This is a genomic window from Cytophagia bacterium CHB2 (assembly GCA_030263535.1).
Taxonomy (GTDB): domain Bacteria; phylum Zhuqueibacterota; class Zhuqueibacteria; order Zhuqueibacterales; family Zhuqueibacteraceae; genus Coneutiohabitans.
On record SZPB01000087.1, the window covers coordinates 1 to 19788 of the forward strand.

Genomic DNA, 19788 nt, shown 5'->3' on the forward strand with positions numbered 1-19788 from the left:
TCCGAGATTGATCTGTTGACAACAAATATAATGCCTGGAAGCTTCCAAAGCCAATACCTGGCTATGTCTAAGAACTGATTTTTGCCAAACTACAGTAAGGTAACAGTGCACTAGTTGTACTTCATCGCTGGCTGAGCTTGTCGAAGCCAGCACCCTTCGACAAGCTCAGGGTGCGGCAGCCGCAAGCATTATCCCGCTCACTTTCGCAGGTAAACGCAAAAACGCCCTTGCCTGCTTCACGCCGCAAATCTTTTTGTGTTGAGCTTCCTCCAAAAATAACCCAACCACACGCGGCGAGAATTCTTCTTCATAAACTTCATAAACAATGTTCTGCGGCGCGCGGCGCAGCAGGCGCAAGCCGAGAAATGTTTCATCGTGAAAAAATGCGCGCGCCAGCCAATTGCCAATTTCGGCTTCCGTGAGTTTTTGTGTGAACGTGTATTGTTCTCCGGCTTGCGGCAAAAAATCCGGCAACTGCGGCGAGGAAAACAACTGCGCGAGATCGAATTCTTCCTCGCCGTCCTCCGAGGCCTGCGCATCCAAACGGGCTTTGATGAAATTCAGCAAGCGGCAAATGCGAAACAACGTCACCAGATCCATGCGCGAAAAATTTGGCATTTCGACCGGAAACGCGGTGGAACGCTGCAACGCCAATTCCGGCGAAGTTAGCAGGCCGCCGGCAACGCATTGCGCAAAACTCTCGGTGCCGGGCGTGGCGTAAAACACGCTGGGTCCGATCAACACCGGCCGTTCCATGAGATGAATGATCGAAGCAATCATTTCCTCGAGCGTTGCCTCGGGCAGGCCGAGAATGAGATAATTCACCATCTCCAAACCGAGCGCCGCGCCGCGGGCGACGATGAGATCGAAATGCGGCGTTGATCCGGGCCGTTTGATTTCACGCTGGCGCTGTTTGTCGCTGGTTACCAGCGCGAGGTTCAGGGTGCGAAAGCCGCTGCGTTTCATCTCCTCCACCAGGCTTTCGCTCAAATTGGCGGCGGAAATGCCGTTCATCGCGTGCAGCTCAACGCCGCCCTCGCCGAATTCCTCGCGAATCGCCGCAAGAATGTCGGCCGCGCGTTTTTGATCGAAACTAAAATTGTCATCTTCGAAATCAAAAACCTCGATGCCAAATTGCGCGCGGCAAATTTTCATTTCGTCGATGATGCTGTTGATCGAGCGCACACGAAATTGCCGTCCGGCGGTGAGAAATATCGAGCAGAACGTGCAATGATAAGGGCAGCCGCGACTGGTGACGATCATCGTGAGCCGCTTGCGTCCCAGCCGGTAGCGTGAGGCCTCGATCAAATCGCGCGCCGGCAACGGCAATGTTTCGATATCTTCGATGAGATCGCCGTGCTCCGGCACATGCAACCGGCCGCGCGTTTTATAACCCACCCCGCAAATCGTTTCGATGTCCCGCAAGCGATTTTCATACAGCGCAGCTGCCAGCTCCGGCAGCGTGCGCTCGCCTTCGCCGAGCAGGATGAAATCGACGTTGGGATCGGAGAGAACTTGCTGCGGGCAGGCATTGACATGCGCGCCGCCTATGATCACGGGTTTGGCAGGATCGATTTCTTTGACAAGCGCGGCAACACGCAAGGCCTCTCGGTAAAACGGCGTGAACAGCGAGGAGATGCCGATGACATCGGCGTTGGCGGCATGTATGCGCGCACGAACCTCATCCCACCAAAGCCCGTAATGCCGGTAATGGCCGTAAAGTTTGAACGGACTCAAATTGCCGGAACGATAATAAGATTTGAGATAAGCAAATTCCGCAGGCGTCTCAATGACGCGCTTTTCTTCGGTTGCCTGACAATCAAGAATCTCAACGCTGATGCCGTTGCTGCGCAACGAGGCGGCAAGATAGAGCAAGCCCACCGGCAGCGTGCGCATGGTGGTTTGATAAAAATCGGCGACCGGAGGTTGTATGAGGAGAAGTTTCAAGGCTGGTTGCTTGTTGCTCGCGAGCGCTGCCTGAGCTTGTCGAAGGCAGCATCGTTGGTTGTTGGTTGCTGGCCAATTAATAATTCACCATTCGTCATTACCCATTAACCATTCCCCGACGAACACGATAGCAAAACAGATTGCCGCGTTGCACAGACACCGAAAATTCTTCCGCCAGCGCCTCGTTGCTCAGGCCGTCGCGCACCGCCCATTCTAAGTCTTCGTTGGCAAGCGGATACTTTAAGCCCTGCGTTGTGATGCCGGTAACGCGCCGGAAGGCGATCAGCGAAACTTGCTGGCCGGCAAAGCTTTTGAATGTGGCAGTCGCGGGCTTTTGCGCGGCAACGATAAAGCTACCGATGCCGTAATCGTCATACGTTTCAATCGCGAGTTGCGTGCAAAATTTCTCAGCGATGTTGAGATTGACGAGTTGATGATCGAGCCGCAGGCCGGTAATGCCGACCAACAGGGCACGCTCGCATTTCTTCTCAATTGCGAATGTCAGCGTTTTCTCCAGGTCCGTGGCGTATTGGCTGGGACGAGGGATGAATTGTGTATTGGGCAGCGCTACGCGCGTTGCCGGGGCCACGGAATCGAGATCGCCCACAACATAATCCGGAACGAGATCATTTGCAAGAGCGCGATTCGCACCGCCATCCGCGCAAATGATGATTGCAGCCCGGGCGCGGCATGCCGCGAGAATTTCGGCGCTGGGCAGCAGGCTGTTGGCGATGATTAACGCGGTTGGTTCGGACATAAAAGCTTTGTTGATACTATGTGGTTGCAGGAACTCCCACGTTTTTAATGCAACGGCCAAGCCGTTGCAGGAACATTATCAAAATTAGCAATAAAGAGCGAGTCGGCGACTCGCCCCTACTTCAACTCGTACACGGCATTCACAAACACCTGGCGTTCTGCTGCCGGGAAAAAATCTTCGCCTTCGCCGTGCGCAATATAAAGCCGATCCAGCAGATTTTGCGCATGCACTTGCAGTGATAAACCTGACAAAACCGATCCCGCCGGGAACCGGTATCCCAAACTCGCATGAAAGACGGTGAATGCGGGCACTGTGTTCGCTGCAATATTGAGATTGTCCGTGTGTTTCTTGCCCACGTGTTGCATCGCCAGCGCGGCCAACCAGCCATGATTTGAATACGTCACGCGCGCATTCGCTAAAACATCGGGAAAACCGGCAATGGGATTGCCATCCAAGATTAGCGGCGCGCCGTCGCCGGCATAAATCGTGTGACGCTTAAGCTCATTGTTGCTGAGCATGAGATTGCCGGACATCGTCAAATTCGACGACAACGGCGCGCGCGCGGAGAGTTCGACTCCCGTGTGCAGCGTGCGCTCCGCGTTGCCGGTCACCGGCTGACCGAAGCGATCGAGTTGGCCACTTTTCACGATTTCATCGCGAAAATCCATGTAAAAGAGATTCATCACCGCTTGCGTCTCTCCTGCGTGATAGCCGAATCCCAATTCAAAATCATTCAGCTTTTCCGGCTTCACCAGCGGCTGTTGGAAATCATAGCTGCCGTCGACGTTCTGCGCAAATTGCGGCGTGATCGCGCCCCAACTAGCGGGCGTGCTCGCTTCAGCCGCGTCATAAAGATTCTTCAAGCGCGGCTCGCGGCTGGTGCGTGAAAAGCTGGCAAAGACGTTGAATTGCGGCGTAACATTGTAATTCACGCCCAGGCGCGGATTGAGAAAGTGATAGGGCATTTCGAAATCCGTGCCGAGAAATTTCTCATCATAGAGTTGATAACGCAGATAAGCGAACTGCAAATCGAACGTGGCATTCAAGTTCGGCAACAGCGCGACATTGGTATGAATATAAGGCGAGACGATGTCTTTTGCGCCGCGATATTCATAATACCGGCGCGCGCCGATATAATTCAAACCGCGGAATTCGCCGCTGATCGCCGCGGGCAAATCGCTGTCGCCTTTTTGAATACGTCCCCAATGCAGCGAACGATGCCGCCGCAATTCCGCGCCCAACGTGACGCTGCCGCGGGCGTGATTCCACGTTACTTGCGGCAGCCAGCCGTATTGCATATTGTCAACGTACGCGCGAATGAGCAGGCTGTCGGCGTAGGTTTCTTCCGGATCGGCGACGGCTTCGAAACCGTATTCCGGCGTGAGGCGATAATAGGAAAACGGCGCCCACGAGCCGTCATAATCAAAAAAACCGTAGCCGCGCACGGCGAAGACGGCGTTGTTCACGCGCCAGCGATCATTCAGACGATACTCATGCAGCAACTCGAAATGCGGTTGATTGAAATTCTCGATTTCATCCGGCCGGCGAATGGGATTTTTGCGCCGGGTTTCACGCCGTTGCACCTCTTCTTTACTGATGCCATAATAGGCAAGATGATCCTCGATCGGGCCGCCATAAACGTGCAACCGCGTAATTGATTTTTTGCCCACGCGCGCCGCGCCGAGAAAATAGCTTTTGAGATCGACCCACGATTGCTCGCGATAGCCGTCGCTTTGCAGGCGCGATACGCGCGCGGATAAAAGATATTTTTCCTGCACCACACCGCTGTTCAGCGCAAGAGAATATTTGCGTGTCGCATAGGTGCCGCCGCCAACCGTTGCCGTGAGGCCGCGCTGCTGCGAAAAATTCGAAGTCACGATATTCACCGAGCCGCCGATGGCCGGGGGCCCGTAAAATGCGCTGCCGGCGCCGCGCTGCACTTGAATATCTTCAACGTTCGCCAATAAATCGGGAAAATTAATCCAATAAACGTTGTGATCCTCGGGATCGTTCTGCGGCACGCCGTTGATATGCACGGCAATGCGGCGCTGATCGAAGCCGCGAATCGAAAGATAGTTGTAGCCCAGGCCGTTGCCATTTTCGGAATAAAATGTTGTTGCGGGCAATTCGCTGAGCAGCGCGGGAATGTCTTGTGCGGGATGGCGCTGCGTCAACTCGCTGCGCGTCAACGCCGAAAATGCCACCGGGCTTTCGCGTTCGCGCGCGCGGGTTGCCACCACGGTGATGGCCGGGCTTACCAAAGGCTGCGGCTGCAACCGCAGCGTTAGATTGACATATGGCTTTTCGAGTATGATTTCAATCCGCCGGGTTTTATAACCGATAAAACTCGCGAGCACGGCGACCTTGCCGGAAGGCGCGTGTTGCAGTTGAAAATTGCCTTGCGCGTCACACGTCGTTCCCAGCGTTGTGTTTTCGATCAAAACATTGCTGCCCGGCAGTGCCAAGCCGGTTTCATCGTCGATCACCCTGCCCGTAAGCGTTACTCGCTCTTGCGCACTCAATCTCATTTGCATCAGCAACAACAGTGTGACTAGAATTGATATGAAATTTTTCATGGCTCACCTCCGCAAACGCACAAATAAAAAAAGCCGCTTTCCTCATGATTCGGGAAGCGGCCGCAGTAAGCACGCGCAAGCCAAGAAAATGTCGAAGCGAAGCCATCGGCCGTTTCCCTACGCCGGCATCATCCGGATCAGGTTCCAAGGGTATGTTCTCAGTTCCGAATTTTTCGGGACACCCCTAACGGAATGGCAAAAGATAGGACGCGAGGCCGGGAAAGTCAAACAGAATTTTGCAAAACGTTTGCTTGCTTTTTATGCCGACTCTTGTATTTTGCCGAAAATTGCTTTTGTCGAGTAGGACGTCGCAACGTTAGGGTTTCACTCACATGTCTTTCGAACCACAATGGCTCACCTGGGCCCGGATGATTCAAAACACCGCGCAAAATGGTTTGGCATTCAGCACCAACCCTTACGATGTTGAGCGCTATCAGGCATTGCAGCGGCTGGCCGCGGAGATTTTTGCGCAGCACACGCAATATTCGCTTACGCAATTGACGCAACAGTTCGCCGAAGAAAAAGGCTATGCCACGCCCAAAGTCGATGTGCGCTGCGTGGCGTTTCGTGACGGCAAAATTTTATTGGTGCAGGAAACGCATGATGACAACTGGGCTTTGCCCGGCGGCTGGGCCGATGCCGGGCTGTCGCCTTCGGAAGCCGTCATCAAAGAATTGCGGGAAGAAGCCGGATTCGAAGGTATTGCACGCAAGATCATTGCGGTTTACGATCGCCGCTTGCATTCCACGATTCCCCATTTGTTCGATACCTACAAAATCTTCATTCAGTGTGAATTGTTGCGCGGTGAATTCACGCCCAATCTGGAAACCAAAGCCGCCGGTTTCTTCGGCATGGACGCGCTGCCGCCGCTCTCCGAAGGCCGCACCACGCGTGCGAACCTCGTCGAAGCTTTCGAGCATTTAAAAAATCCCAATCGCCCCACTTCATTTGATTGACATTTTCAGCGGACAAGCATGGAACCTGAAATTCTTTTGCAGGAGCTTTTTCAGCAGTATGCCGGCCGGCCGGCCAGCGAGATTGTCGAACTCAAAGCGCACGGCTCGGATCGCCGCATTTTCCGCCTGCGTTATAACGGCAGCAGCCTCATCGGCATTCACAATGCCGATCGCGCCGAGAACATTGCATTCCTCGAATTTTCCAAACACTTTCGCCGATGCGGCCTGCCCGTGCCGGACATCTACTCGGAAGATCTCGAGCGCAGTGTTTACCTCGAAGAAGACTTGGGCGACACCACGCTCTTTTCGTTTCTGAGTGAAGAACGCGGGAAAGCCGGCTTCTCGGAGGCGATTGTCGCGCTTTACCGCAAAGCGGTCAAATGGCTGCCGCAATTCCAGATTCACGCGGGCAAGACATTGAATTACGCCGTGTGCTATCCGCGCGCGCGCTTCGACAAGCAATCGATGCTGTGGGATTTGAATTATTTCAAATACTATTTTCTCAAGCTCGCCAAAATTCCGTTCAACGAGCAGGTGTTGGAAGACGACTTCGAGCACTTCACCAACTTTTTGCTGCAAGCCGAGCAGGATTATTTTTTGTACCGCGACTTCCAATCGCGCAACATCATGATCCGCGAGGGCGAGCCGTTTTTTATCGACTATCAAGGCGGCCGGCGCGGGGCGTTGCAATACGATATTGCCTCGCTGCTGTTCGACGCCAAAGCCGATATTCCTTTCGATATTCGTGAAGAGTTGTTGCAACTCTACCTCGACGCCGTTTCTGAAATCATCCCCATCGAGCGCGAGCAATTTCGCCGGCACTATTTTGGTTATGTGCTGGTTCGCATCATGCAGGCCATGGGCGCTTACGGATTTCGCGGATTTTATGAGCGCAAGACGCATTTTCTGCAAAGCGTGCCCTATGCCATTCGCAATCTGGAATATGTGTTGCGCACCGCGGATTTGCCCGTCGAGCTGCCGGCGTTAACGGAGATTTGGCAGCGCCTGGTGCGCTCCACCATTCTGCGCGAGCTGGGCAATGTGCAGCTCCCTCTGACAGTGCGCGTACAAAGCTTTTCCTTTAAGAACGGTTTGCCGCAGGATGAAACCGGACATGGCGGCGGCTTCGTTTTCGATTGCCGCGCGCTGCCCAATCCCGGCCGGCTGGAACAATTTGCCAAACAAACCGGCAATGATCCGGAGGTTATTGCCTTTCTCGAAAACGAGGAAGCGGTGCACAGTTTCATGACGCGTGTGCGCGATCTCGTGAATCAAGTGGTGGAGAATTATCAACACCGCAATTTTAGCGATCTCTCCATTGCTTTCGGCTGCACCGGCGGCCAGCATCGTTCGGTTTATTGCGCCAATCGTCTTGCCAAGCATTTGCGCGAGAAATATCAAATCAACGTCGAGGTCACGCACCGGGATATGCCGGTTTCTTTTAAGAACGGTGAAGCAACGGCATGAAAGCGATGATCTTTGCCGCGGGACTCGGCACGCGGCTGCGGCCGCTCACCGCAACCCGGCCGAAAGCCCTCATTGAAATTAATCACGTCCCGCTGCTTGAAATCGTGATTCGGCGCCTGCTGGCTGCGGGCGTGCGGGAAATCATCATCAACACGCATTATCTCGCCGGGCAGATTGCCGCTTTTCTCAACGCAAAGAATAATTTCGGCGTTCGCATCGAACTCTCGCACGAAGAAGAATTGCTCGATACGGGCGGCGGCTTGCAAAAGGCGGCTTATTTTTTTGATGACGGCCTGCCGTTCTTCGTACACAATGTCGATGTGATCAGCAATATTGACTTGATGGCCATGTACCGGCAGCATCTTGCGCAAGATTGCCTGGCAACACTTGCCGTCAAAGCGCGCAAAACCTCGCGATATTTTTTATTCGATGAAGCCGGCCAACTGTGCGGTTGGAAGTCGCTCAAAGAAAACCGCATGGAGATGGCGCGCACGCCTGCCGGCCAGATTCACGAACTGGCATTCGACGGCATTCATGTTATTTCGCCGGAATTGCTGCAGCGCATGCACGAAACCGGCGTGTTTTCCATTTTGAAAACGTATTTGCATTTGGCGGGAGAGGGCGAGAAGATTCGCGCCTTTCGCACGGAAGGATTTTGTTGGCAAGATGTCGGCAAGATCGAACAACTTGAAGAGATAAAAAAACAGATTGCGCTTGGTCTTCTCAACATTTAACTAATGCCCTGCTATCTTGAAAAACATATTCCTCTTCACCCTGTCATCATGGCAAGAATCTTGTGAAGTTTTCAACATTTTGCTTGCGGCTTCACAAGCTCCCTTCTGGCTGACAAACTAGGATGGATGAATTTTAACGTAACAGTGTCCGCCCGAAATTGCTGGTATCAGAAAAAGTTTTGCAACGGCTTGGCCGTTGCATTAAACCTCTCAGCGCTCTCACGATGCCCCGCGCCCCGGCCGCATTGAATTGAACAGTTGTCAGAGACTCAGCTCCAACCCCTCATACGCCATCACGATTTCCAAATCGCGTGCGCGCCGTTGCGGCAATTGCTGCAACGCTTCGTTTTTGAATTGTTGCGTTTTCTGCAGAATGGCGCTCATCTTCTCGTCGCTGTAAGCCGGGTCGTGATGCGTTAACACCAGCTTGCCGACGTTCGCCATCAGGCAAATGTCCACGCCGATGAACGGCGAGCTGTGTCCCCAAGCGATTTTGTGAAACACCTCCTTGAGCGTGTATTGCGCGTCGAACACCAGCGCCTCGGCATTGCGATAGAAATCAAGAAAAGGCTGCAACGAATCAGCGTCGAGCTGCTGGTATTCGCCATCCGTCGCAATTATCAGTGTTTTGCCGCCCTCGGTGAAGCGATAGGCATAGCTGCCGCCGGGATGATGCAAGCGTTTGGTGTTGATCGTCAGGTCGCCGATGGCAAATTCTTCTCCCTCCTTTAAATAATCAAATTGAACCTCCGCTTCCATTTCATCCAAGCCCACTGGAAAATTCTGCAAATGCATTTGCCGGGCAAGCGCTTCTTCGAGATAAGAATGCACGCCGTGAATGATAATTTGGTTTCCCGGCGTGTAGGCCGGCAAAAAAAACGGAAAGCCTTGAATATGATCCCAGTGCAGATGCGTGAGCAAAACATGAATCGTGGCCCGGCCTTGTCCGGCCTCGCCTTGCAGCAATTCCAGGCCGAGCTTGCGGCTGCCGCTGCCCAAATCTACGATGACGCGTGTGCCCTGCGCCGAGATGATTTCGAAGCAGGTGGTATTACCGCCGGCGGTGTGCGTGAGATGAAACGGCAAATGATCGAGAAATGTCTGCACGTCTGACGCGGTTGCAAAGGTTTTGCCGCCGGCGAGGCGCAAGGCCTCCGCAATTTTTTCGCGAAGCTGCGCACTCGACAAGGGATTGGGCAGCGAGCCTTGCACGCCCCAGCAACGCAATTTCATGAAACCTCCTCGCGTAAATGCCGGAACGCTTCGCCGGGCGTTACAAAAATCTTGAATTCAGACGACATATCGACGATGTCAAAAATCTTCTTGACGTGAGGCGGCAGCGCGCAAAACACCATGCGCCCGGAAATTACTTCCAACCGCTGCGCCGCGACATAAAACACGCGAATGCCGGCGCTGCTGATATAATCCACCTGCGAAAAATCAATGATGACTTTGCGCGCGCCTTCGACCAGCAAGCCGAGCAATTCCTCTTGCAAGCGATTCGAAGTAAAGGAGTCGAGTTTGCCGTGCAAATTCAGGGTCGTGATGCCTTCCGCGGTGTTGGCGATGAGTTGCATGAGGTCAAATCTTTTTTGATGATAAGTATGTTTTTGTTGTCGCGCCGGCGGTATTCGATGTCATCCATCAGCCCGCGCCACAGCCGCACGCCGCGGCCGCCGGGCTTTTTTTTGCCGGCGGTGTGCGCCGGGTCGATTTGCAAAGGATTAAACGCGGCAGCGTCGTCCTGGATTTTCACCATCAAACAATTGCCGCGCAACGCCAGCTCAACGGCAATGGGATGCTCGGCCGCGTCGGAGTAACCATATTTGACGATGTTGGTGAAAATTTCTTCCGCGGCAATGCGCAGGTCAAAGCAGATGCCCGCCGGCAATTGATGGGCGGCGCAAAAATCTTCGATGGCCTGCCACAAACGTTGCAGTTCCGGCAGGCGATTCACCAGCGCGATGGTCATGACGTCGTTCATAATATGCCTTCAAAGAAAACGCAGCGCCAGCACTGTCATGTCATCGTGCGGCGGCGCGGCGCCGACAAATGCCTTCACCTCGCGCAGCACCTGCTGCGTCATCTCCTGCGCGGCTGCGCCGTTCATGGCCGCCAGACACGCCTGCAAGCGGTGTTCGGAGAAAAATTCTTCTTGGGGATTCATCGCTTCGGTGATGCCGTCGGTGTACAGAAACAGCGCATGCCGCGGCGGCAACATCAGGCGCGCCGATTGAAAACGCGCCTCGCTTTTGATGCCCAACGGCCCTCCCCCCAGAATTGGCAGCGGCGTGATCTGCCGGTCCGGCGACACTAAATATGGCGGATGATGGCCGGCGTTGCTGTAGTGCAACTCACCGGTTTGCGTATCGAGCACGCCATAAAAAACCGTTACGAACATACGGCGTTCATTATCGCGCTGCAACTCGTGGTTGACGCGGTTTAGAATCTCATGCGGCGGAACGCCCGTTTGCGCGAGCGCGCGCGTCAGCGTCGTTGTCGCGTGGATCAACGTCTTGCTCATCGCCATGAACAGCGAAGCCGGCACGCCCTTGTCGGAAACATCGCCGATCACCACACAGAGATAGCGATCGTCGATCATGAAATAATCATAAAAGTCGCCCCCCACCTCGTGCGCCGGCGCGATTTCGGCGTGAATGTCAAAGCGAGAATTCGCCGCCAGCGCCGGCGTTTGCTTTGGCAACATACTCATCTGAATTTCGTGGGCGATGCGCAAGTCGCTTTGATTTTTTTCCTCGGCTTTGGTTTTAACGGTGAGTTCATTGAGATAAATGTGCAGCCGGCTTTCCATGTCAATGAACGATTCTGCCAGCTTCCCGATTTCATCCTGAGAAGCAGCGGCCAACTGCCGGAGCCCGGCGTCGGCTTGTGGCATAAAATCATGCGAAACGAGCTGCCGCGCGTGGCCGGTGAGCGTGTTGAGCGGCCGCGAAATGCGCCGGAGAATGAAACCAAGCAACGCCAGGAACACGATGAAAAGGGCCGTCCCGATAATCGCAATTACGCCAAAAGTTTTGCGCAGCGCCTGCTCCAGTTCGGCCATGGGAAGCAACAAGCCGTACTTGAAATGATGTTCGCCCAGCGGCAAAGATTGAAGCAAGCCCTTGTATTCCTTGCCAGCGATGCGAAAGGCGTGCATGCGTGCCAGCGGCGGCGGCTTGACTTGATACTGCGCCGCAGAAACGAGGCTCGACAAAATAAGCCGGTCATCCAACCAAAACATCGACTCGGCATGAAAAGTCTCTGAGATAAATTGCGTCAGTTTATCGTCGTCAAGCTGAATGCCGCCGACAATCGAGCCGAGCGGCTTCTTCTTTTTTTCAATCGGAGCGGAATAAATCAAATAATGCTCTGCGTCCTCATTTTTGGCAATTTGAAGTTCCCGGCTTTTGGTGTGATCGAAAACGAGCTTCTTACTTTTGAATTTCGATGAAGCGAGGCGCTGCTGGTCGAGATCGAAAACCGCCAGCATGGAAATGTCGAGCACTTTTCTTTGCTGGCTTAAAATCTCGTCAATCGCCTCGGCGTTTTCCAGCGTCAGGGTGGTTTCCAGCACATTGTCTTTGGCGACGCGTTCCACGCCTTTGATCAAATCTTCCTGCGCCCGGTTCAGTATGAGCGAGGTGGATTGCAGGCTTGCGCGTAATTGTTCTTCAAACGAGACGTAAATACGCTCGCGCAGGATACCGCCCAAAATAAGGCTCACCGCCGCCAGCGGCAGTAAAATCGCGGCAATGACCAGCAGGGTGAGCCTGCCTTTAAAGGAGGCGAGGTAGTTTTTGAGAGCCATGCAAAAGAATGATAGCAAAACCGATATAATACAAGCGGGATGCAGCAGCAAAGTAGAGTTTTATGCGAACTATGCAATAGTAAATTCAAACAGCGCTTTCGTGGGTTTTGATCATCTGTGCGATCTTGGTCAATCCCGCCGGCGGCGCAAGATGTTCGCCGCAAAATTCAAACAACTCCACATTGGATTGTTAGAGTTTTGGATGGAGGAACTGCTGCAATTATCGCATCAATCATCGTGCTTTACCATCCAACGAACATGTCATTCTGCAAGAATACTGTGAAAATCCAGGCTCTGACAACAGCTTCACAAGATTTGTGCGGAATGACAACCTCACCAGTCAAATGAGAATCGCTAGAATCCAACTATCCAGAACTTCACTTTATTTGACCTTTACCACGCTGGTATCCCCCTCCATCTCCACTTCGAAGACCACGGGCAAATTCTCCTTGATGCTGTCTTCATGGGTGATGAGAAATATCTGCCGGAAATAGCCGCTCAAATGTTGCAGCGTTGCCAGCAGCAGCGTTTTGCGTTCGTCATCTTGCGATCCAAAAATCTCGTCGAGTACGATGGCCTGAAGCGCCGGCCGGCCAGAACGCTGCGCAATGACCTGGCTGATGGCAACACGCAAACATAGGTTCAACAAATCCTGCTCGCCGCCGGAGAAACGATTCAGTTCGAATTTTTGGTTTTGATCGTAAAGAAAAAGGTTGTAGGACTCGTCCAGCTCGAGCATGGCATAGCGGCCGTTCGTGGCCATGCGCATGATTTCCGCAGCGCGCGTTTCGATCAACGGCCGCAAACGCCCGGCCATGGTCACGCGAAATGTTTTGAAATGTTCCTGCAAAGACTCCAACAACACGACTTCTTTTTCCACCTGCGCAATCGCAGCCAGGCGTTCCCGGGTTTGCGCAATGCGTTGTTCGAAATTTGTTACCTGCGCGGCGGCAGCGGCAAATGCTGCGTGCGCTTCGCCCGCCTGTTTTTGGGCAAATGAATGATTCTGGCTCGCTTCTTCATGCGCCAGCTTGCATTGCCAAAATGTTTCTTCACGAAATTGTAGGTGCTCGATTTCCTGCTGCGCAGCGGTTGCCTGCGCGTGAAATGATTTTAGTTTTTCCGCTGCTTGCGCCAGGCTTTCTTCCAACGCCGGCAGCCGCGCCACACGCGCTTCGAGACGGTTGATTTCCTGAACTTGCTCCTCGGCTGCCGTCAGAGCGGCGTTGACTGCGGCATAACGCGTTTCATCCACATGAACGACGCCGAGTTTTTGAATATCCTCTTGCGCCAACGCGCATTGGCGTTGCAGTTCCGCGATGCGTTTTTGTTGTCCGCCAAGCTGCTCTTGCAACTGCAAAAGGCGCACGCGCTCTTGCCCCAATTGCTCGCGTTCTTGCTGCAGAATTTTGAGGCGCATCTCGGCGTCATGCACATGTGCTGCGGCTTCTTTTTTCTTAAGCTCGAGCTTGAGGTAATCGGCGCGCAAATCTCCCAGATTTTTTTCGAGGCGCGCCAGCACCGGTTGAAAATGCTCGGCCAGCGGCCGCGTACACACCGGACAGGGACTTTCCACGCCGAGTTTCTCCACCTCCTGCAACTTTTGCTTTTCTTCCAGGCCGCGAGATTTTATTGCAGCGAATTCTGCCAAAATGGTTTTCTCCGCCTCGCGGGAAACGCGCAGCGCGGCTTCGCTTTGCTCTAAACGTTCGAGAAATTTTTTTTCTTCAACCACAAGCCCGGGCAGCGCCGCAAGCTTCTGCTGCGCGGACTCAGTTTCGCCATAAAGCTTGGCGATCTGCTCGGTCAGACTTTTGACGAGCTGCTGTTTGCCCTGCAACGTGGCATGTTTGCGGCGGTTTTCCTCCAAAGCGTCCTTCTCGGCTTTGAGGCGTTGCCATTCTTCGCGCACGGGCGCAAGCTGGACGAGTTTCTCCCGCTCCGCCAGAATCTCGCGTCGCTCGCTTTCAGCCCGCTGCTGTTGTTGTTGCATGAGCAGGACTTGTTGTTCAAGTGTGTGCAAGACGCTTTGCAGTTTGGCGGCACGATCACGGCGCCGCGATTCAGCTTCGAACAGCGCCTTGGCCTGCTCGCGTTTTTGCAGCCACGCGTGCTCTTCCTGTTGCCGCGCCTGCCAGGCTTCTTCGGCCTGTTGCCGCGCGGCGAGATGTTCGATTAACTGCTTCTGCAATTCTTCCAAATCATCCTGACTGACGCGCGTGCCCTGCAGAAAATTGCGCTTGAGGCGCGCATCTTGCATAACTTTTTCACGGGCGCTGTCGATGGCATCCAAATTCAACAAGCGGCTGATCAATTTGCGGCGTTCTTCATCACGCATATTGCTCAACGTAGCCAGCTCTTTTTGCTTGGCAAAAATGGAGGCTTCGAACGATTTGCGATCCAACCCAAGAATTTTTTCGATCTCATTGCTCACATCATTTTCACGCACGGCCAGAGGTTCCTCCAGCTCGGCGCGATATAAGGCGGCTTCGACGAAGTGATTGGCGCCGCGCATCGCGCGCGTGACGCGATAATGCGCGCCCGCCAGTGTGAACGTCAATTCGACTTCGCAAGGTTCGCTGACCTCTGAAGCTTGCCGACGCAGCAACGATTTCTCGGTGCGCGTTGCGCGCGAGCCGTACAGCGCCCAGGCAATGGCCTCAAGCAAGGTCGATTTGCCCGCGCCGTTGCGGCCGATGATGCCGATGACATTTTCGGGAAACTCGAGGGCAAGCTCGTCAAAGCGGCGAAAATTGCGCAAGCGGAGGGTTTGCAGAATCATGCCTCGGCCTCCGTGGTTTCCGCTTCGGCGAGATACTTTTGGCCGAGACTTTCCAATTCGGCGCGCGGCAAGGCGCCTTCGGTATTCGCCGCCAAATAACGCGAGAACTCTTCGCGCAGCGAGCCTAGCTCGTGCAGTTCTTGCGCTGAAGAATTTTGATCATTGGTTGTTGCGCCGTCTAAAACGAGTTGCTTGTTGAGATGAAAAACTTGGGGGAAGAGTTTGTCGATCGCTGCCAAATCAAGCTGCAAGTAAAGGTCGCGCGAAAGATGCTGCAATTCGAGCGTGACCATGGCGCCGGCGAGTTCGTCGCTGACGCGCGCCGCGATTTCCGGCATGATCTCGTCGAGCGTTTTGTTTTTGCAATCAATCGGCGCGAGTCGCAACATTGGCCGCGCTGAAATTTGATGATACGCCCATTGCCGCGCCGGCAAATCGCCGAGAATGTAACCGGAGGAATAACCGGCTTCATTGAAACTGGTGCGCTCGGTCGAGCCGGAATAAAATGTATGATCGTTTATAGCGATATAGCGGTGGTAATGCCCAAGGGCAATATAATCGAAGATCAAGTTCAAGCGCGCTTCCGGATCTTCGAGAAACTGCTCATTGAACTCGCCCATGCGAGTATCGAGCTTGCCGGCGGCGCGCCAGGAACCGTGCGTCAATAAAAGGTTCCAGCGCGCCGACTCATCCCATTGCACGCTCGCATAGGCTTTCTCCAACTCCTCGCTGAGCGAACAATGCGGAATGCAATGCACCGCGCAATAATCTTCACCGTTCGCCGCCGGAATGATGATTTTTTCATAAACACCTTTATATGCCGCATGCACATTCGGCAGCACGCTGAGCGCTTCAAAAATATTGCCGGTGGCGCGAATGCGCGGGGTGGAGTGATTGCCGGCAACTACGACAAATGGAATATTTGCTTCGCTGAGCTGCTTGAGTCCAGCGAGCGCGACGGCAATGGCGCGATTGTTGGGCCGGGGCGATTGAAACAAATCGCCGGCATGCAGCACGAAATCCGGCCTGTGTGTGAGAATCGCGTCAATGACACGCCACCAAGCGTCATAAAAATCCTGCTCACGGCGATTGACGCCGGTTTGGGGATCGACCTTGGATAAATCGGAAAAGCCCAGATGGGTATCGGCAAAATGGAGAAAGCGCATGCCCGCATAGTTTCGTGGTTAACGGCCCAACAAATCTTTCGGTGGGCTAACTTGACAGGTCAGATTCACTGCAGAGACGCAGCGTTCGCTGAGAATTCACGCAATCTTACTCTGCGAACGCCGCGCCTCTGTGGTGGTTTGGGAATGTGTTCGTCAAATTAACCCTCGCAAAGCTGGCTGCAATCTACTTGTTTCAACTCAGACTTTCAAGTTTTTCCCTGTTTATGCTCGCAAAAATATGCTACATTGCCATCGCTTCCCGGCACGATGAATCAGGCGTGGAATATCATGAACGAACAACAAACCGAGGCCGTGCGCGAACGCGCGGGCAAGGGCATGCGCGCGACCTTCATCGGCGTGCTCGTGAATGCGGGTCTCGCATTCATCAAAGTCATCGCAGGGGTTTTGGGAAATTCGTATGCGCTTATCGCTGACGGCGTCGAATCCACGCTGGATATCTTCAGCACCACCGTGGTGTGGGGCGGATTGAAAATCGCCGCAAAGCCGCCAGATGCCAATCATCCCTTCGGACACGGCAAGGCCGAACCGCTGGCGGCGCTGGTGGTTGCATTGGCTTTATTGGGAGCAGCGCTCGGCCTCATAATTCAAAGCATTCGCGAGATTCTCACGCCGCATCACACACCCGCCCCCTTCACCCTGCTGGTGCTGATCATCGTGGTCATCACAAAAGAATTGCTTTTTCGTTCAATTTTCAAGGTTGGTGAAAACATCAAAAGTACGGCTGTGCGCGGCGACGCCTGGCATCATCGCTCGGATGCCCTTACCTCCGTTGCCGCATTTGTGGGGATAGCAATTGCGTTGCTGGGCGGCGAAGGATATGAAAGCGCCGATGATTGGGCCGCCTTGTTTGCATGTGTGATTATCGGATTCAATGGCGTGCGCCTGTTGCGCGGAGCTGTCAGCGAAGTGATGGACACCGCGCCTCCGGCAACGTTGGAGCAGAGCATTCGCGTGCTTGCCCAAAACGTCGAGGGTGTGCGCAATACGGAGAAATGCCGGGTGCGTAAAAGCGGGCTGATGTTTTTTGTCGATATTCATGTCATCGTGGATGGCGAGGCTTCAGTGCGGCGCGGCCACGAAATTGCGCATGAGGTCAAGGATCGTTTGCTGAAAGCAAATCTCGATATTTTCGATGTACTCGTGCATATTGAGCCGGATGCCGGGCGCCTCGTTCTGCCTCAAAAAAAGCTGTGACTGGCTCCCCTGAAAAGTAGTAAAATTTTTGTTGGCAGAGAGGCAACCTTTTTGGCCTTTGCGTCATCCTAAAATCTGCGCTGGTTTTCTAGGTGATATCCCCTGCCCGAAATTATGTGCAACCTTTGCCTTTTGCTGGCCGTATGTTGAGCGTTTTCAGGCAGAATATTCTGCTGCGATTTTATAAGCTGCCATACCTGAAGGGAGATTGCATGAAGAAAAAGAAAAAAATCATTATCGCGACTGTTGGAGTAGCAGCGCTGGCCGCCGCGGCCTTTTTATTTTGGGTTACGGCAAAAAACGGCGAAAAAGATGTGTTGCCGAAAGTAAAAGTGACGAAGAACAATATTGTTGACAAAGCCCTTGCGGTCGGCACGATCGAGCCGGAGTATGAAATTTCAGTCAAATCCAAAGTCACCGGTGTGGTCCGAAAAATCTTTGCAGATGTCGGCGTCTATGTGAAAGTCGGCGACCCCTTGCTGGAAGTCAAGCCCGATCCCACACCGCTGGAGCTTGCGGAAGCCAAGCGCAACGTGGAATTGGCGCAGGTGGAATTGGACAACGTCAACAAGGAGAATATTCGCCAGGAATCGTTGCTCAAAAGCGCGCTCATTTCCACACGGGAATACGACGATTTTCAGCGCAAACTCCAGGAAGCCGAATTGCGTGTGAAGATTGCCAAAGAGAAACTCGCGCTCATTCAAAGCGGCAAGGTGAAAATCGGCGGCACACAAATTGAAACCATCATCGCTTCACCCATCGAAGGCTACGTGCTGAGCAAAACGGTAGAAGTGGGCGATCCCGTGACGCCGCTGACCACCTTTCAAGAGGGCACGGTGTTGATGCGCATCGCCGACATGAAGCAATTGATCTTCAAAGGCACGGTCGACGAAATTGACGTGGGGCGCTTGCGTGAAGGCATGGAAGCAGAGATCAAAATTGGCGCGCTGCCGCAGGACAAGGTGATGGGCCGGCTGCGCTTGATCTCCCTCAAAGCCGAAAAGAAGGATAATGCCACGGTTTTCCCGATTGAGATTTTTATCGAACCCACGAACGGCACAACCTTGCGCGCGGGCTACTCCGCCAATGCCAATATCATCATTCAAAAGAAAGACAGCGTGTTGACCATCCCCGAGCGGGTCGTGACGTTTCGCAACGACTCTGCCTTCGTCAAAGTGCCGTTGGATGATAAAAAGGAAGAAGAACGTCTGATTCAGACCGGTTTGAGTGACGCCATCAACATCGAAGTGCTGGCGGGATTGAATCTCAACGATGAGGTTTTTGAGAAACCGGTGAAGAAAATTCAATGAGGCTTATGATTTGATCGGCGACGGCCTGGCCGTGGCCTTTTTTCCTGAAAAAAGCTGCGGCTTGGCCGCAGTTGAATATGTAAACGTGCTGGGCTCATGACTCAACTCACGACATTCATTTCCGAATTCCTGCAAGATCTGCGCGGCCAAAAACTGCGCACATTTCTGACGATTTTCGGCATCGTCTGGGGCACAGTGGCGATTATCGTGCTGCTCGCCTTTGGCATGGGCTTCAAAAAACAGCTTGCCATCAACATGCACGGCATTGGCGAAAGCATTGCCATCATGTTTCCCGGAAGAACGACAAAAGCCTTTGAAGGTTTTGGCTCCGGGCGCTCGATGTTTTTTCTCGAAGAAGATGTTAAACTGCTGGCGGCGCAGGTCAAAGGCATTCGCGCCATCAGCCCGGAATACAGCGGCCGTTCGGCGCCGGTGCGCGTGGGTGAGAACATTCTCAATTCTCTCATCACCGGCGTTTATCCGATTTATGCCGACATGCGCAACATCATTGCCGCGCCGGGCGGGCGTTTTTTCAATGATCTGGATTTGCAGCATCGCCGCCGCGTGACGGTGATCGGCGACAAAGTGAAGGAGCTGCTCTTCGGCGAGCAGGACGCCATCGGCAAGCTGATTTTTATCGGGCAGACGCCTTTTACCGTAATCGGCGTCATGCAAAAGAAAACGCAGAACTCTTCCTATAATTCCCGCGATCAAGATCGCGTGTTCATTCCCGCCTCGACGTTTGCCTCGGTTTTCGGCACAATTTATCTCAACAACATTATTTATCAACATCGCGATCCCACCAACGCAGAAGCGGTCAATGAGGGCGTGCGGGAAACACTGGGCAAAAAATATAAATTCGACCCCACCGACAAGAATGCGGTGTGGATTTGGGATACCTCCGAGGCGGACAAGTTCATGTTCTATTTCTTCCTGGCATTCAACATCTTCTTGGGCTTGATCGGCAGCATGACGCTGGCGGTGGGCGGCATCGGCGTCGCGAATATCATGTATGTCGTGGTGCAGGAACGCGTAAAGGAAATCGGCATCAAACGCTCGGTGGGCGC

15 protein-coding genes and 1 riboswitch are annotated in these 19788 nt (G+C 53.6%); of the genes, 6 read left to right on the top strand and 9 right to left on the bottom strand.

All coding sequences use genetic code 11. The features are described from left to right. Window positions 1–165: 165 nt before the first annotated feature. From FBQ85_10625 to FBQ85_10635, 3 genes are all read right to left on the bottom strand, one after another. Complete coding sequence (locus FBQ85_10625) at window positions 166–1947, bottom strand: B12-binding domain-containing radical SAM protein (protein ID MDL1875604.1); 1782 nt, start codon at window positions 1945–1947, stop codon at window positions 166–168. 97 nt (window positions 1948–2044) lie between these two features. After that, window positions 2045–2704 carry a thiamine diphosphokinase gene (locus FBQ85_10630; protein ID MDL1875605.1) on the bottom strand — a complete coding sequence of 220 codons (660 nt, stop codon included), beginning with the start codon at window positions 2702–2704 and terminating at the stop codon, window positions 2045–2047. A 116-nt stretch (window positions 2705–2820) separates the two neighbouring features. Continuing rightward, window positions 2821–5280 (bottom strand): TonB-dependent receptor, encoded by a 2460-nt coding sequence (locus tag FBQ85_10635; GenBank protein ID MDL1875606.1) that lies wholly within the window; start codon window positions 5278–5280, stop codon window positions 2821–2823. Window positions 5281–5377: 97 nt separating this feature from the next. Continuing rightward, window positions 5378–5476: riboswitch (TPP riboswitch) on the bottom strand. A 136-nt stretch (window positions 5477–5612) separates the two neighbouring features. On the opposite strand from FBQ85_10635, the gene FBQ85_10640 reads away from it, so the two are divergent. From FBQ85_10640 to FBQ85_10650, 3 genes are read left to right on the top strand one after another with little or no spacing between them, the layout of a single operon-like run. Beyond that, on the top strand, window positions 5613–6236 hold the full coding sequence (locus FBQ85_10640; GenBank protein MDL1875607.1) for an NUDIX domain-containing protein: 624 nt from the start codon (window positions 5613–5615) through the stop codon (window positions 6234–6236). 18 nt (window positions 6237–6254) lie between these two features. Then, window positions 6255–7703 (top strand): phosphotransferase enzyme family protein, encoded by a 1449-nt coding sequence (locus FBQ85_10645; protein ID MDL1875608.1) that lies wholly within the window; start codon window positions 6255–6257, stop codon window positions 7701–7703. Further along, entirely contained in the window at window positions 7700–8437 is a 738-nt protein-coding gene (locus FBQ85_10650; protein ID MDL1875609.1) for a nucleotidyltransferase family protein, read from the top strand. The genes FBQ85_10645 and FBQ85_10650 overlap by 4 nt, the downstream gene beginning before the upstream one ends. Before the next feature lie 261 nt (window positions 8438–8698). Here FBQ85_10650 and FBQ85_10655 read toward each other — a convergent pair whose 3' ends face one another. From FBQ85_10655 to FBQ85_10680, 6 genes are all read right to left on the bottom strand, one after another. Beyond that, a complete protein-coding gene (locus tag FBQ85_10655) occupies window positions 8699–9670 on the bottom strand; it encodes an MBL fold metallo-hydrolase (protein MDL1875610.1) in 972 nt (323 codons plus the stop codon). Beyond that, the gene (locus FBQ85_10660; GenBank protein ID MDL1875611.1) at window positions 9667–10014 is read right to left on the bottom strand and encodes an STAS domain-containing protein; all 348 of its coding nucleotides are present in this window, start codon (window positions 10012–10014) and stop codon (window positions 9667–9669) included. Before FBQ85_10660 ends, FBQ85_10655 begins: the two co-directional genes overlap by 4 nt. Beyond that, the gene (locus tag FBQ85_10665; GenBank protein MDL1875612.1) at window positions 9972–10421 is read right to left on the bottom strand and encodes an ATP-binding protein; all 450 of its coding nucleotides are present in this window, start codon (window positions 10419–10421) and stop codon (window positions 9972–9974) included. Before FBQ85_10665 ends, FBQ85_10660 begins: the two co-directional genes overlap by 43 nt. Before the next feature lie 9 nt (window positions 10422–10430). Continuing rightward, the gene (locus FBQ85_10670; GenBank protein MDL1875613.1) at window positions 10431–12248 is read right to left on the bottom strand and encodes a HAMP domain-containing protein; all 1818 of its coding nucleotides are present in this window, start codon (window positions 12246–12248) and stop codon (window positions 10431–10433) included. Window positions 12249–12630: 382 nt separating this feature from the next. Further along, complete coding sequence (locus FBQ85_10675; GenBank protein ID MDL1875614.1) at window positions 12631–15030, bottom strand: SMC family ATPase; 2400 nt, start codon at window positions 15028–15030, stop codon at window positions 12631–12633. Then, window positions 15027–16196, bottom strand: a complete 1170-nt coding sequence (locus FBQ85_10680; protein MDL1875615.1) for an exonuclease SbcCD subunit D — start codon at window positions 16194–16196, stop codon at window positions 15027–15029. Before FBQ85_10680 ends, FBQ85_10675 begins: the two co-directional genes overlap by 4 nt. Window positions 16197–16484: 288 nt before the next feature. Between FBQ85_10680 and FBQ85_10685 the strand changes: the two genes are divergently transcribed. From FBQ85_10685 to FBQ85_10695, 3 genes are all read left to right on the top strand, one after another. Continuing rightward, the gene (locus tag FBQ85_10685; protein ID MDL1875616.1) at window positions 16485–17411 is read left to right on the top strand and encodes a cation transporter; all 927 of its coding nucleotides are present in this window, start codon (window positions 16485–16487) and stop codon (window positions 17409–17411) included. 143 nt (window positions 17412–17554) lie between these two features. Further along, window positions 17555–18721 carry an efflux RND transporter periplasmic adaptor subunit gene (locus FBQ85_10690; protein ID MDL1875617.1) on the top strand — a complete coding sequence of 389 codons (1167 nt, stop codon included), beginning with the start codon at window positions 17555–17557 and terminating at the stop codon, window positions 18719–18721. 96 nt (window positions 18722–18817) lie between these two features. Then, window positions 18818–19788: ABC transporter permease (locus FBQ85_10695; GenBank protein ID MDL1875618.1), on the top strand; the 971-nt coding region annotated here is incomplete at its 3' end.